Origin of the sequence: Pseudomonas fluorescens (assembly GCF_902497625.1) — a bacterium.
GTDB classification, from domain to species: Bacteria; Pseudomonadota; Gammaproteobacteria; order Pseudomonadales; family Pseudomonadaceae; genus Aquipseudomonas; species Aquipseudomonas fluorescens_BQ.
On sequence record NZ_CABVGX010000007.1, the window covers coordinates 1 to 14,252 of the forward strand.

The following is a 14,252-nucleotide window of genomic DNA, read 5'->3' on the forward strand; positions in this document are numbered from 1 at the left end:
TGTAGTGGTCTAATGAAACCGGACACCCATTTAGGCGAGAATGCTCGCCAGATCGAGGTGTCAGATGACCAAACAACGCCGCTCCTTTACTCCTGAATTCAAGCGCGAGGCCGCAGCCCTCGTGCTCAAACAAAACTACAGCTACATCGAAGCCAGCCGTTCACTAGGCATTGGTGAGTCGGCATTGCGCCGCTGGGTTGACCAGATTCAGAAAGAACATAAAGGCATCACCCCGCAGAGCAAGGCGCTGACGCCGGAACAGCAAAAAATTCAGGAGCTGGAGGCCCGGATCGCTCGGCTTGAGCGAGAGAAATCCATATTAAAAAAGGCTACCGCGCTCTTGATGTCGGAAGATCACGAGCGTTCGCGCTGATTGCCCAGTTGAGCGCCCATGAGCCGGTTGATTGGCTGTGCAAGGTGTTTGACGTCACTCGCTCGTGTTACTACGCCCAGCGCCTGCGGCGCCGCACGCCCGATGTTGAACGGCTTCGATTACGTAGTCGCGTCAGTGAGCTGTTCTCGCAAAGTCGCAGCTCCGCGGGCAGTCGTAGCATTCTGTCGCTGATGCGTGAAGACGGTGAGCAACTCGGTCGATTCAAAGTTCGTAGCTTGATGCGCGAGCTTGATTTAGTCAGCAAACAACCCGGCTCCCATGCCTACAAACGAGCAACAGTAGAAAGACTGGATATCCCGAACACATTGAACCGCGAGTTCGACGTGCCAGCGCCTAATCAAGTCTGGTGCGGCGATATCACCTACATTTGGGCTCAAGGAAAGTGGCATTACCTGGCTGTCGTCCTAGATCTTTGTACGCGTCGGATCGTGGGCTGGGCGCTGTCGGAAAAGCCAGACGCTGAGCTGGTGATCAAAGCGCTGGATATGGCTTACGAGCAGCGTGGCAGGCCTTCGGATCCGCTATTCCACTCGGACCAGGGATCGCAATATGCAAGCCGACTCTTTCGCCAGCGGTTGTGGCGATACCGTATGCGCCAGAGCATGAGTCGACGAGGAAACTGCTGGGATAACGCACCGATGGAGCGCGTATTTCGCAGCTTGAAAACAGAATGGATACCAACCGTGGGCTATCGAACTGCGCAGGAAGCACAGCGCGATATCAGCCATTTTTTGATGCATCGGTACAACTGGATTCGACCTCATCAATTCAACGATGGGTTGGCACCAGCGCGGGCCGAGGAAAAACTTAACGTCGTGTCCGGGATTAGTTGACCACTACATATTGCGTTCTGCTGAATCCACTCGACTGGGAACCTTATTACTGAAAAGTCTGAATTGGTACGGCGGCGAAGCGGACGAGGACACCGGCGAGCAGGTACGGACCAAGCTGGTGAGTCGCGCTATCTGTTTATGGACGACCCAAGCAGTAAGTGGTGAGCGAAATGATATAGCAGGATTTCAGGTGCATCAGAGGTCACAGCGGGGAAATAGCTATCACCGTCTGCGGGCCAGATTTGAACAACATCTTTTCGACAATCACCATGCCCGGACAATGCCTGAGGCACGCGTGCTTGCACGGCTATTTCAACCAGAATTTCCAAAAGAGTTCCAGGTTCACGATATACCCTCTGACCTGCCCTACAGGGGTTCTATTGTATGGGTTAACTTCGTGCACGGCGTGACACTTGCCGAGGCAATCGAGGACGATCTGATAACCCGCATGACGTTCCAGCAACTGGTCAATTTTCCGATCCTGCTGTCAATGACAGGCACGCAAGAAGAGCGTGAGCTTATCGGCCTGTGCAGAATCGCCCCAGCCCTGCAGTGGGCCATCACCCACGGTATCATTCATGAAAAAACCGATTCGGACTACTCGAAAGAGGACGTGGACTGCGCTATAGAAGCGCTTGATGCGCACGCCGATGCATTGAGCAGCGCAATTGCTCAAATGGATGTCGATTATCCGCTAAGATCGGTAATCGCTGACGAGAACATTAAAAAATTTTTCAAGGATAGAAAAATGTTCGCGCTTGGAGAATGGCGAACAGTGCGTGAGGGTTCCGCAACACCATTCGTTGATGATGGACGAAAACTCATTGAAGACTTTTCACGCGGCAGGAAGGGTGGATTAATAGGCGCGCCTGACCTGAGGGATAAAGCCCACTCGTTTCGTGATGTGTACATGTCGCTAAAATGGACTAAAGGGCGAGACTGGCACATCACAACGAAAGACGGCCTGCGTCCAAGCAAGCATACTTTGCGCATCAACGCAGATGGAACGTTAACGACCACATCAGACTGGATTGATGAAGCCACGTTGCAAAAATCCTTACCGGACGTAAACGAGTCATTTCAATCAGAATTTGACAGTTACTTGAAGAAAAGCAAAAGCGCTTATGAAACGCTACTGAAAAACCTGTTCCTTTCTCTCCCTTACGATATCCGTCTGGCCATGGAACACGGAGCGGTGAAAATTTACACATTAAGGAAGCCAACGAGCGACCTTTGGGTTGAACACGAAACCCCCACCAAGATTCTGCCGCTACGCCTTCGAATGGGCTTTATATTGCAAGCTACTCTTCACGACAAACAGTACCATATCGAGTGTCTACCCCGGGCCGGTATAATTCGTGAACGCAGTGATATCACAACGGCAATGTTAGGCGGACATCGCACGTTTGAGTACAACCCTGGATTTTTTCATGACGAGATGGAGGTGTTGCGGCCACTGGACAATATTCCTATTGACTGGGACGCTCATGAAACAGGCACACCACCGCAAGCAGGTAAAACATGCAACGCCATCATCGATCAATTTGGCCAGACATTCACCCCTCCCCCTCCAAGCCCGAACAGTGAGCGTTCCCCATCTCCAAAGATAGAAAATGCTCGCGCCTTTGAAGTAGCCCATTGTATCGCCAATAACTTTTTCTATTACGACGAGAAGCTATTACTTGACGCAGCCAGAGGCGAGACAGAAATAGAAAGGTTTGTAACACGTCCCCACTGGACTGAATCACTAAAAAAATTCTTGCCTTTTTGGGGAGACATAAGCGATCTGCAGTCGGATGATCCGAACCAAAAAGCGTGGGCTGTATTCGGCCTGATTTTCGATGTCGTTTCGTTTGCAATGCCTTTGGGAAAATTTATATCCGGCTCAATCAAGCTTGTATCCACGGCGGTGCGATCAGGAATTGCCTATGCGCTCCCCAAGTTAGGCAAACTTGCGAGCAAACTGCTTATTTCATCCGTCCAGAACACCATTCCTTTCTATGGTCTACCGACCACCGCTTTCAGGCTCACAAGGGGACTTGTAAGGGGAGCCGCTACCGGCATCCAATATGCTGCTACCGGGGTCAAATATATCGTCAGAAAATCGGTTGCCGGTATAAAAAACTCAATGGCCAGATCCAGTCACTACAGCACTATCGGCGGCTGGCCTCAAGTTACTAATCCTGCCCGCTGGCCCCCCCTCACTCCGAATGACCGACTCGCCGCCGTGCGCGGGCTCCAAGACGTGCCCGTGCGCAATATCGGATCAACCTCCACACCGCGTTACTATTTGATTGATCCAGTGTCCGCCAAACCTTATGGGCCTGCATTGAGGACCGCTGAAAACGAGCTGTCCGTGGGGCCATCGATTTATCCGGCGGTTGCAAAAAATAGCGATGATGCGCTGTTTATCATCCCGAACACGACGCGCGCTCGATACATCCCTGAAGTCGACGGTCGAACCACGGTGTATCTCGACGACATCCCCTATCGGCTGGATGACGAAGTCTTGCGCCGGGTCAGTCTGATCGATGACAGCAAAGCGCTGCAGCACATTCCCTGCCGTGCCCCGCGAGCGCCCGCAGAAACCGTTTGCGTCAACAGTTTTGTGAACGCAACTGCCGCGCCTACCCCGGCACCTGGTTCAGTCGATGAAACCAAGGGTTATGCACTTTGGTTTGGCGAACGGCGCTCCACACCACAAACCTGGCGTGGAGAAGCCTACCTCGCACTCGATGATGCGCTCTATCGGGTAACGAACAATGTCCCCAGACTCGTGCGTGAAGATCTTAAAACGCTCGGCTTCAATCAAAGCAGGCTGATACCCAAAAAGGCGTTTATCGCTCCTCTGGAGTTTCGAAAAGGTATCTACGCGCGCCTTGAAATCCCTGGCACCTATGAACAGATCGACGATATTCATCGGGTCGGTGCCATTATCGCCACCAGCATCGATGAGACCGCCATCCATGTGTTTACCCGGGTGAACAGCGACAAGTACTACCTCGCGACAGTTGCCAAGGGCAACAGCCTGAGCGGATCATTGAAGTTCAATCTCCTGACGAAAGCCCAGATGGCCGAGGGCGAGCTCGGAGCAGAACTGTTACGGGTGTATACCGGCTCGCTGCTTGCAAACAATGTCGCCCGCCTCCACGGCGTAAAGGCCGTTGAACGCGCGTTGAAAACCATGGAAGAGATCGCGATCCCGCTTGGCACACCAGCGAATCCTGCGAACAACATGAAATGGCTGAAGGTGGATACCAGCCCGGCAGAGGCCCTGATGTTCGATCACTCGACCCGAATGATCGTCACTCGACTACCCGAAGGGGCAACTAACTGGACACGTAGCGCATATGCATCGCAACCTTTCCGGCAAAGGACAGCAGAAGTGCTGGATAACCTTTTCCTGTCTCCATTAATCAGACCCAGACTGGCCGATCCAGCATTACGCATACAGGACACGATGGAGAAACTGCAAGGTCTGATGCCCAGGTACCAACGTCCGGTCAATGCCAGAAACATCGCTTTTGCCGACGTGACGACCAGTACAGGGCAAAGGGAAATTTACGTCAGCGTGTCCGGGGGTCAGCGGAGTACTACCTTTTTGCCGTTATTTCGCCGTCTAGGTGCCAATCAGGTAAAACAGGGCAACGCAACGTACTTCAACATTGATTTCAATCAGACGTTCCCGAGAACCAACATCAGGCAGACTCCAGATGGAAAGATACTGGCTGTCCCCCTCACTATCAAAGATATCAAAACCTATAAAACTGCCGACGTAACCAAGCCCACCTCACTGGACAGCGAGAGCAAATTGATCAGCGTAATCCGCGGAAAATATCCTGACCCGGCGCAAATCCGCTCCATCGAAATTGTCACAACCATGCGCCCCTGCGAGTCGTGCTCGGTGGTCATGCAACAGTTCGGACATGATGGCGGACGAGACGCGCTGAAGGTGCTCTGGGGCTGACTTAGATCTGCTGTAAATGACCGTAAAGCTTGGCGTACAACCCGCCATCAGCAATCAGTTGCTGATGGTCGCCATCCTCGGCAATTTGCCCGCCGTCGAATACCAACACGCGGTCGGCCTGCTTCACCGCAGACAGGCGGTGCGCGATGATCAGGGTCGTGCGGTTGCTGAGGAACCGCGCCAGGGCCTGGTGCAGGTTGTATTCGGTGGCGGCATCGAGTGCCGAGGTCGCCTCATCGAGGATCACCACTTTCGGTTCGGCCAGCACCATGCGCGCGATCGCCAGGCGCTGGCGCTGCCCTCCCGACAAGCGCACGCCGGAGCGACCGACGATGCTGTCGAGGCCATTGGGCAGTTCGCGCACCGCTGCGTGCAACTGCGCAATTTCCAGCGCTTGCCAGCAGGCATCGTCGCTCCGCTCGCGGCCCATGGTCAGGTTGGCGCGAATGGTATCGTTGAATAACGCCGGATGCTGCAGGACCACCGCGACGTTTTCGCGAATGGTGGGCAAACCGATCTCCTGCTGGGTCGAACCGCCGAAGCGAATCGTTCCGGCAAGCGGCGTGTACAGGCCCAGCAACAATTGCACCAGCGTGCTTTTGCCGCCGCCGCTGGCGCCAACGATGGCGACCTTCTCTCCCGGGGCGATCGACAGGTTCATCTGGTTCAGCACCAACTCTTCGCCATAGCCGAAGCTGAGACCTTGCACTTCGATGCCGACGGTTTCGCGGCCCTTGAAGGGATCAACGCCACCGGGATATTCCGGCTCATCGGCGCGGGCCAGGAGCTCGTTGATCCGCGACAGCGCACCGCCGGCGGCGTAATAGGCATATTGCAAGTTCAACAGCTGTTCAACAGGACCGATCATGAACCACAGGTAGCTGAACACCGCGAGCATCTGGCCGATCGACAGGTCGGAAAACAGCACCGTGAGCATGGCGGCGGCGCGAAAAATATCTATGCCGAACTGGAACAGCAGACCGCTGGCGCGGTTCGATGCATCGGTTTTCCACTGCGAATTCACGGCGTAATCGCGCACTTCCCGCGCACGATGACCAAGGCGGCCGAGGAAGAAACCCTGGCGATTGCCGGCGCGAACTTCCTGAATCGAGTCGAGGGTTTCGGTCAGGGCTTGAGTGAAGCGCGAGGTGCTGTCGTTTTCGAGTTTTTTCAGGTGCTTGACCCGTTTTCCCAACTGCACCGTAGCGTAAATCACCAGTGGGTTGAACAGCAGAATCAACAGCGCGAGCTTCCAGTGCATCCACATCAGAATGCCCGAGGTGCCGATCAGCGTCAGCATGGCCACGAGGAAACGGCTGAGGGTCTCGCCGACGAATTTGTCCAGTGTGTCGAGGTCGGTGACCAGGTGCGTGGTGACGGTGCCGCTGCCCAGGCTTTCGTATTCACCGAGGGAAATACGCTTGAGCCGTTCGATCAGCCGCACCCGAATGCGGTAGACGATGTCCTTGGCCAGGGCCGCGAACAATCGCGCCTGGACCACGTTGAACAGCAACGCGGCGCAGCGCAGGCAGAGCGTCACCAACAACATCAAGCCGATGTAGCCGGCAGCCTTCTGCCAAACGTCCGGCAGTGCATGGTTCATGATTTTCAGAGCGGAATCGCCGTGCCCCAGCAGCACCTCGTCGACCAGCAACGGCAGCAGCAAGGGAATCGGCACGCTGCACAGCGTCGCCAGCACAGCGACGCCGTTGGCGATCCAGAGGGATTTTTTATGCTGCAGGGCCAGGCGACGAATTTCGGCCCAGCTCAATCGGTCGACACGCTCGGGCGCTGCTGCGTCAGCAAGCGAGTCAGGCACAGGCGGCGCGCTCCAGCCAACGGCCGAGCAATGGCGATATCTCACTCAGCGGCTGGTAGCCGTTGGTCAATAGCGCCAGTTGGCCGTCCCGCTCGGCGAGCAGAGTTGGAAAACCGGCGATGCCCAGATCCTGCACCCAGGTGAAATCGGCAGCGGTCGCCGCATGCTGATCGGCACGGTCGAATGCGGCGGCAAATTCGATGCGCGGCAAACCGGCCTTTTCCGCCAGTTCCACCAGCACACTGGCGTGGGTGACATCGCGCCCTTCTGCGTAGAAGGCATGCTGTATCAACCCGAGCAGTTTCCACGCGCAATCCGGCGCCAGGCTGCGCGCCGTGACCAGCGCCCGGCAGGCCGGTTCGGTGTCGTAGACAAAACCCTCGGGCAACGCCCCTTCATGCTTGAACGGCTGACCGGTGGCTTGGTTTACCGCCTGCCAGTGTTCGAGAATGTAGCGCCGGGTGGTCGGCTCCAGCGCCGCGCCACTGCCGGTGCGTAGCCCGCCAACCACCAGATGCACTTCCACTCCCCCCGCGTGCGCCTGTTCGACCAGCGCGTTGGCCACCGGCGCGAAGCCCCAGCACCAGGAACACATCGGGTCCATCACATAGAGCAAGCGGCGAGCAGACATGGTTCAAGCCTCGGAAGGAGTTTGCTTGTAGTTGTAGCCGATCGGGTGAGGCAGGTTGCGCGCCTTGGCCAGTTCGATCTGCTTTTGCCGGTCGATGGCACTGCGGCGGGTTTTCTCGCTCAGCGTATCCCAGCAATGCGGGCAACTGATGCCTGCGACGTAATGCTCGGACGTGCGGTCTTCAACACTCACCGGCGTGCGACAGGCATGACATTGATCGTAGTCGCCTTCGCTGAGGTCGTGACGCACGGTGACGCGGTTATCGAAGACAAAGCAGTCGCCCTGCCACTTGGTTTCTTCCTGCGGCACCTCTTCGAGGTATTTCAGAATGCCGCCCTTGAGGTGATACACCTCGCCGAATCCCTGGCTGAGCATATAGCTCGAGGCTTTTTCACAGCGAATGCCACCGGTGCAGAACATCGCGACTTTCTTGTGCACGGCCGGGTCGAAGTTGGCTTTGATGTAGTCAGGGAATTCGCGAAAACTGGTGGTCTTCGGATCGACGGCGCCCTCGAAGGTGCCGATCGAGACTTCGTAGTCGTTGCGTGTGTCGATCAGCAGTACTTCAGGATCGCTGATCAGCGCGTTCCAGTTCTGCGGATCAACGTAGGTGCCGACCGTTTTGTTCGGGTCCACGCCTTCGACGCCGAGGGTGACGATTTCCTTTTTCAACTTGACCTTGGTGCGGTAGAACGGCTGATCGTCGCAGTACGACTCTTTGTGGTCGATGTCGTCCATACGCGGATCGTTCTTGAGCCAGGCCATCAGCCCGTCGATGCCTTCACGGCTGCCGGAAACAGTGCCGTTGATGCCTTCTTCAGCGATCAGCAAGGTGCCTTTAATGCCGTTGTCGACCATCGCCTGCAACAGCGGCTCGCGCATTTCGACGTAGTTTTCCAGAGTGACGAACTTATAAAGTGCCGCCACGACAATCGGTTGTGTCATGGGTGATTCTCCAGGTGGCTACCCTCGTAAGGGGTGAACCGGATGCGAAAAAAAACGCGCCGGGTAAGCGGCGCGTTGCGGATTCTAGCAAAAATCGTGTGGGATTAGGACGGCCGATCTTAAAGCTTGGCACTATCGACTGTGGTGAGGGGGCTTGCCCCCGTTGGGCTGCGAAGCGGCCCTTAAAATATCAGCTTCGCCGAGGAGTGACGGGGAAGCCGATTATCGAGTTCACGACTGCTGCGCAGCCGAACGGGGGCAAGCCCCCTCGCCACAACAGCCCCCTCGCCACAACAGCCCACTCGCCACAAACAGCCCCTCATCCATCACACTAATGCTTGCTACCGCCAGCACAGGTCGGCGAGGCCGGGGCCGTGTCGATCTGTGCCCATTCATCTGGCGTGTAGGTATGCAGCGCCAACGCATGAAACTCACCCATCAGCTCGCCAAGCGTGCCGTAGACTTTCTGGTGACGCTTGACGCGGTTGAGCCCTTCAAACTGCTGGCTGACCACCACGGCCTTGAAGTGGGTCTGCAGGCCACGACTGTGCATGTGGCTTTCATCCAGCACTTGCAGGTGCTCGGGTCGTAACAGGCCAAGTGTCGATTCGATGCGTTGTTGCATGGTCATACCGGGCTCCGTTTACGGCTTTTTCTTGGCAGGAGCGGCGCCTTTAGGCTCCAGCTCGGCTGTCATGTCAGCCAGCAACTTATTGACCACAGGGACCGCGCTTTCCAGTTTGGCCTGGGTCATCTGGGCCGATTGCTGAGTCAGCTGGGGCATTTTTTCGAGGACTTTCTTGCCCAGTGGCGACTGGTAAAAAGCAACCAGGTCCTTGAGCTCGGACTCGCTGAAGTTAGTGGTATAGAGCTTGACCATGTCCGGTTTCAGCTTCTTCCAGCCGATGGCCTGATCCAGGGCGGCGTTAGCCTTGGCCTGGTAGGTTTCCAGCAACGCTTTCTTCGACTCCGGGGCTTTGGTCTGTTCAAAGCGCTGAGCGAACATTTGCTGCACTTGCATGTACACCGGAGTGCCCAGTTTGTCAGCGTGCGCCAGGGTCAGGAAAGCCTCGGCACTGGCGTTGTGGCTGGCGGTATCGGCAAAAACAGGGCCGCTGGCGCAGACCAGTGCAACCGCGGTACAGATGGCACGAAGACGAGTCATCGAGTTTCCTTTTCTAGCAAGCGAGGTAAGACCCCAAGGGCGACCATTCTGCGCCTAAAAAAGTGTGTCGCTCAACCCCAAGCCTTGTCGCACCTGATTTAGAGGGGTTCAATGGTCAGAATCCAGACCGATGGAACCACGGCCGGTGATCACGGCCTAAACTGCGCAATCAGACCTAGAGGAGTGTGCACGATGAGCCGTATCGAAACCGACAGCCTTGGCGAGGTTGAAGTCCCGGATGAAGCCTACTGGGGCGCCCAGACGCAACGCTCGCTGGTCAATTTCGCTATCGGCGAAGAACGCATGCCGCTGCCGGTGCTGCATGCGCTGGCACTGATCAAAAAGGCCGCAGCACGAGTCAACGACCGCAACGGTGACCTGCCTGCCGACATCGCAAGACTCATTGAACAGGCTGCTGACGAAGTGCTCGGTGGCAGCCACGATGAGCAGTTTCCGCTGGTGGTCTGGCAGACCGGCAGCGGCACGCAGAGCAACATGAACGTCAATGAAGTGATTGCCGGCCGCGCCAACGAACTCGCTGGCAAACCGCGTGGCGGAAAGGTGCCGGTGCACCCAAACGACCATGTCAATCGTTCGCAGAGTTCCAACGATTGCTTCCCTACGGCCATGCACATCGCTACAGCCCAGGCAGTCCAGCAGCACCTGCTGCCGGCGATCAGTGAACTGTCCGGTGGACTGGCCGAGCTGGCGGCGCGGCACATGAAACTGGTCAAGACCGGTCGCACGCACATGATGGACGCCACCCCAATCACCTTCGGCCAGGAGCTCTCGGCTTTCATAGCGCAACTGGATTACGCCGAACGGGCAATCCGCGGCGCATTGCCAGCGGTGTGCGAACTGGCGCAGGGCGGCACCGCTGTCGGCACCGGCCTGAATTCGCCTCACGGTTTTGGCGAAGCGATTGCCGCCGAACTGGCTGCTCTCTCCGGCCTGCCTTTCGTGACGGCGCCAAACAAGTTTGCCGCGCTGGCCGGGCACGAGCCGCTGACCACACTGTCTGGCGCGCTGAAAACCCTTGCCGTGACGCTGATGAAGATTGCCAACGATCTGCGCCTGCTCGGCTCCGGACCCCGCGCAGGTTTCGCCGAGGTGAAACTGCCGGCCAACGAACCAGGCAGTTCGATTATGCCGGGCAAGGTCAATCCGACTCAGTGCGAAGCGTTGTCAATGCTCGCCTGTCAGGTGATGGGCAACGATGTGGCGATTGGTTTTGCGGCGAGTCAGGGTCACTTGCAGTTGAATGTGTTCAAACCCGTAATCATCTACAACCTGTTGCAGTCGATCCGCCTGCTGAGCGATGGCTGCAGCAACTTCCAGCAGCATTGCATCGCCGGCCTGGAGCCGGACGTGCAGAAGATGGCGGAACACCTGGAACGCGGGCTGATGCTGGTGACCGCGCTGAATCCGCACATCGGCTACGACAAATCGGCGGAGATAGCCAAGAAGGCTTATGCCGAAGGTCTGACCTTGCGCGAGGCGGCGTTGCAGCTGGGATATTTGACTGATGAAGAGTTCGATCAGTGGGTGCGGCCGGAGAATATGATTGAGGCGGGCGCCAAGGGTTAAGTTTTGCGGTGACGGCGCTTCAGTCATCGCGAGCAGGCTCGCTCCCACAGGGTTGATTCACTCGGATCTACTGTAGGAGTGAGGCTGCTCGCTCCCACAGGGTTGGTTCACTCGGATCTACTGTGGGAGTGAGGCTGCTCGCTCCCACAGGTTGGTTCACTTGCATCTAACGTGGGAGTGAGCCTGCTCGCGATGAACGATAACGCGGTCTAGCCAGCCGCTATCCGCACCCGCCGGGCCCGCAGCCCCGCGATCAACGACGGCCCCAATGCCACCAGCGCCGACCCCAGCACTACCAGTACCGCCCCGCCATAACCGAGCGCATTGATCGTCTCGGCGTGCACGAAATCCGGCCACAACCAGGCAGCCACAGCGACTGCTGCAAACGTCACCAGCGGCGTGATCGCCAACGTGGCACTCACCCGCGAAGCTTCCCAGTGCGCGAGCGCTTCAGCAAAGGCGCCATATGCGATCAGCGTATTCATGCAGCACGCCAGCAACAGCCAGCCCTGCAACGGGCTCAACTGTAGCGCTTCCAGCGGATGCACCCACGGCGTCAGCAACAAACCGCAAAACAGGTAGATCACCATCATCACCTGCAGCGAGTTCCACACCGTCAACAACTGCTTCTGGCCCAGGGCGTAGAACGTCCAGACCGTGGACGCGAGCAACACCAGCAGCACGCCGGCGGTGTAATCGGTCAAGGAAGTGAGCAACTCGGTCAAACGTTGATTGAAGAACAACCCGAAGCCGATCAGCAGCACCAGCAACCCGATGCCCTGCCCCACGCTGAAGCGTTCCTTGAACACAAACAGGCTGGCGATCAGCAACATGATCGGGCCCATCTGCACCACCAGTTGCGCGGTGCCGGGGCTCAGCAAGTTCAAGCCCATCAGGTACAGCACGTAGTTACCGACCAGCCCCAGCACTGCCATCACCACCAGCCAGCCACCGCGCGGGCCAAGCACTTTGCGACTGGGCAGCCTCCGGGTTGCCCCCAGATAAGCCAATAGACACAAGCCGGACACCATTAAACGAAACCATGTCACCGTCACCGGGTCCATCACTTGCAGGACTTGCTTGAGCTTGATCGGCAGGATTCCCCACAGCACCGCGGTCAACAACGCCAGGAACAGACCGTAGACCCAGCGACCTGATGAAATGTGCATGTGTACCTCGAACCCGTTGCGAGAACCGTCATTCTAGGCGCACAGCTTGACGACACACAGTGACAGTTGGCGACCGGGCGCGGATGAAACTGTGCGGGTCGCAAGGCTTTGGTGGCCATGTGCCGTCGATCAGTTGTGCGGGCGAGGGAATTATTTTGTGCATAAGCTCATCTGATCCACCGACCGGAACACTTTCGAGGAGAACGCCATGTATGGCATGCGAGCCCAGGACAATGCCCCCGCCACGCACTTTCGCAGTGACCGGATGTGTCGGATAAACGGGGAGTTGTACTTCAGCACACGTGAGAATACGTTGGAGGGGCCGTACGAAAATGCCGAAGTGGCTGCACGGGAAATTCAGGCTTACATCGAGCGGATGCAGAAGTTGAGTGCGGGTCAGTAGACCGAGTCGCTACCCTCGCGAGCAGGCTCGCTCCCACATTGAATGCATACACCGTTCAATGTGGCAGCGGGCCTGCTCCACCCGTCGATCAGACGATAGCGATATCGCGTTTATAAAAGAACTGACAGGTTAGCGCACCGCCTCAAACAACCCGGTAGCGCCCATTCCGCCGCCAACGCACATCGTGACGATGCCGTAACGCAGATTGCGCCGCTGCAACTCTCGCACCAGGTGCCCGACCTGACGCGAACCGGTCATGCCAAACGGGTGGCCGATGGAAATCGAGCCGCCATTGACGTTGTATCGCTCGTTGTCGATCTCCAGCCGGTTGCGGCTATACAGACACTGAGAGGCAAATGCTTCGTTGAGCTCCCACAGGTCAATGTCGGCGATCTGCAAACCTTTCGCCCTGAGCAGTTTCGGCACCGAGAACACCGGGCCGATACCCATTTCATCCGGCTGGCACCCGGCCACGGTGAAACCCCGGAAAAACGCCTTAGGCTTGAGTCCCAGCTCCAGCGCCTTTTCCAGGCTCATCACCAGCGTCATCGAGGCGCCATCGGACAGCTGCGATGAGTTGCCTGCAGTCACCGAGCCGTCCTCGGCAAACACCGGTTTCAAACCGGCCAGGCTTTCCAGCGTGGTGTCGGGGCGATTGCAGTCGTCACGCTCGACAATCCCGTCGAGTATTTGCACCACGCCCGTTGCCTTGTCCTCCACCCGATACTTCACGGCCATCGGCACGATTTCATCATCGAACAATCCTTCGGCCTGGGCCCGGGCGGTGCGTTGTTGACTTTGCAGCGCATACGCGTCTTGCTCTTCGCGGCCGACGTTATAGCGGCGCGCAACGATTTCGGCCGTCTGGCCCATCGGAAAATAGATGCCTGGCACCTGTTCTTTCAGCAACGGGTTGATCAGATTGTCAGTGTTGACGCTTTTCATGGTCAGGCTGATGGACTCAACTCCGCCAGCGACGATGATGTCACTGCAACCCGAAGCAATCTGGTTGGCGGCGATTGCAATTGCCTGCAGGCCGGACGAACAGAAGCGGTTGAGGGTCATGCCGGCGGTGCCGATGCCCAGCTGCGACAGCACCGCGACGTTGCGCCCGATGTTGTACCCCTGAGCGCCTTCGTTGGAACCCGCACCGACGATACAGTCTTCCACGCTGGCCGGGTCGATGCCGGTGCGCTTAAGCAAGGCGTTGACGCAATGCGCCGCCATGTCGTCCGGACGGGTCATGTTGAATTTGCCGCGAAAGGATTTGGCCAGGCCGGTCCGTACGCTGTCGACGATCACCACTTCACGCATGGCATACCTCAGTGTTGTTATCGGT

Annotated in this window: 11 protein-coding genes; 4 read left to right on the forward strand and 7 right to left on the reverse strand. The window is 57.3% G+C overall.

Annotated elements, in window-relative coordinates:
• The first annotated feature begins 64 nt into the window (after positions 1–64).
• Positions 65–1,227 (forward strand): IS3 family transposase gene (locus F8N12_RS06040; protein WP_150579640.1). Its coding sequence is split into 2 segments (ribosomal slippage): positions 65–320 and positions 320–1,227, totalling 1,164 coding nucleotides; the frame shifts between segments, so codons are not numbered across the junction.
• Between the two features lie 10 nt (positions 1,228–1,237).
• Positions 1,238–5,194: a deaminase domain-containing protein gene (locus F8N12_RS06045; RefSeq protein WP_191623119.1), complete on the forward strand. Its 3,957-nt coding sequence runs from the start codon at positions 1,238–1,240 to the stop codon at positions 5,192–5,194.
• 1 nt (position 5,195) lies between these two features.
• On the opposite strand, the gene F8N12_RS06050 is transcribed toward F8N12_RS06045, so the two are convergent.
• The 5 genes from F8N12_RS06050 to F8N12_RS06070 form a co-directional block, all read right to left on the reverse strand.
• Positions 5,196–7,013: an ABC transporter ATP-binding protein gene (locus F8N12_RS06050; protein ID WP_150579642.1), complete on the reverse strand. Its 1,818-nt coding sequence runs from the start codon at positions 7,011–7,013 to the stop codon at positions 5,196–5,198.
• Positions 7,006–7,608 carry a DsbA family protein gene (locus F8N12_RS06055; protein WP_191623122.1) on the reverse strand — a complete coding sequence of 201 codons (603 nt, stop codon included), beginning with the start codon at positions 7,606–7,608 and terminating at the stop codon, positions 7,006–7,008. The genes F8N12_RS06050 and F8N12_RS06055 overlap by 8 nt, the downstream gene beginning before the upstream one ends.
• A gap of 39 nt (positions 7,609–7,647) precedes the next feature.
• Positions 7,648–8,589: a rhodanese-related sulfurtransferase gene (locus F8N12_RS06060; RefSeq protein WP_150579644.1), complete on the reverse strand. Its 942-nt coding sequence runs from the start codon at positions 8,587–8,589 to the stop codon at positions 7,648–7,650.
• A gap of 331 nt (positions 8,590–8,920) precedes the next feature.
• Entirely contained in the window at positions 8,921–9,220 is a 300-nt protein-coding gene (locus F8N12_RS06065; protein WP_150579645.1) for a BolA family protein, read from the reverse strand.
• 12 nt (positions 9,221–9,232) lie between these two features.
• Entirely contained in the window at positions 9,233–9,754 is a 522-nt protein-coding gene (locus F8N12_RS06070; protein WP_028620649.1) for a DUF2059 domain-containing protein, read from the reverse strand.
• A 192-nt stretch (positions 9,755–9,946) separates the two neighbouring features.
• On the opposite strand from F8N12_RS06070, the gene F8N12_RS06075 reads away from it, so the two are divergent.
• Positions 9,947–11,341 carry a class II fumarate hydratase gene (locus tag F8N12_RS06075; protein ID WP_150579646.1) on the forward strand — a complete coding sequence of 465 codons (1,395 nt, stop codon included), beginning with the start codon at positions 9,947–9,949 and terminating at the stop codon, positions 11,339–11,341.
• Between the two features lie 209 nt (positions 11,342–11,550).
• Here the strand turns inward: F8N12_RS06075 and F8N12_RS06080 are convergent, their stop codons facing one another.
• Complete coding sequence (locus F8N12_RS06080; protein ID WP_150579647.1) at positions 11,551–12,510, reverse strand: DMT family transporter; 960 nt, start codon at positions 12,508–12,510, stop codon at positions 11,551–11,553.
• A 208-nt stretch (positions 12,511–12,718) separates the two neighbouring features.
• Here F8N12_RS06080 and F8N12_RS06085 point away from each other — a divergent pair, with 208 nt between their 5' ends.
• Positions 12,719–12,913 (forward strand): DUF6316 family protein, encoded by a 195-nt coding sequence (locus F8N12_RS06085; protein WP_150579648.1) that lies wholly within the window; start codon positions 12,719–12,721, stop codon positions 12,911–12,913.
• A gap of 129 nt (positions 12,914–13,042) precedes the next feature.
• Here F8N12_RS06085 and F8N12_RS06090 read toward each other — a convergent pair whose 3' ends face one another.
• Positions 13,043–14,227, reverse strand: a complete 1,185-nt coding sequence (locus tag F8N12_RS06090) for a thiolase family protein (RefSeq protein WP_150579649.1) — start codon at positions 14,225–14,227, stop codon at positions 13,043–13,045.
• Positions 14,228–14,252: the final 25 nt, after the last annotated feature.

What these genes read in the sequence shown, in the direction of transcription:
- F8N12_RS06055 (WP_191623122.1), bottom strand. Translation starts at nt 7,608, where the DNA reads ATGTGTTCCTGGTGCTGGGGCTTCGCGCCGGTGGCCAACGCGCTGGTC.
- F8N12_RS06060 (WP_150579644.1), bottom strand. Translation starts at nt 8,589, where the DNA reads ATGACACAACCGATTGTCGTGGCGGCACTTTATAAGTTCGTCACTCTG.
- F8N12_RS06065 (WP_150579645.1), bottom strand. Translation starts at nt 9,220, where the DNA reads ATGACCATGCAACAACGCATCGAATCGACACTTGGCCTGTTACGACCC.
- F8N12_RS06070 (WP_028620649.1), bottom strand. Translation starts at nt 9,754, where the DNA reads ATGACTCGTCTTCGTGCCATCTGTACCGCGGTTGCACTGGTCTGCGCC.
- F8N12_RS06075 (WP_150579646.1), top strand. Translation starts at nt 9,947, where the DNA reads ATGAGCCGTATCGAAACCGACAGCCTTGGCGAGGTTGAAGTCCCGGAT.
- F8N12_RS06080 (WP_150579647.1), bottom strand. Translation starts at nt 12,510, where the DNA reads ATGCACATTTCATCAGGTCGCTGGGTCTACGGTCTGTTCCTGGCGTTG.
- F8N12_RS06085 (WP_150579648.1), top strand. Translation starts at nt 12,719, where the DNA reads ATGTATGGCATGCGAGCCCAGGACAATGCCCCCGCCACGCACTTTCGC.
- F8N12_RS06090 (WP_150579649.1), bottom strand. Translation starts at nt 14,227, where the DNA reads ATGCGTGAAGTGGTGATCGTCGACAGCGTACGGACCGGCCTGGCCAAA.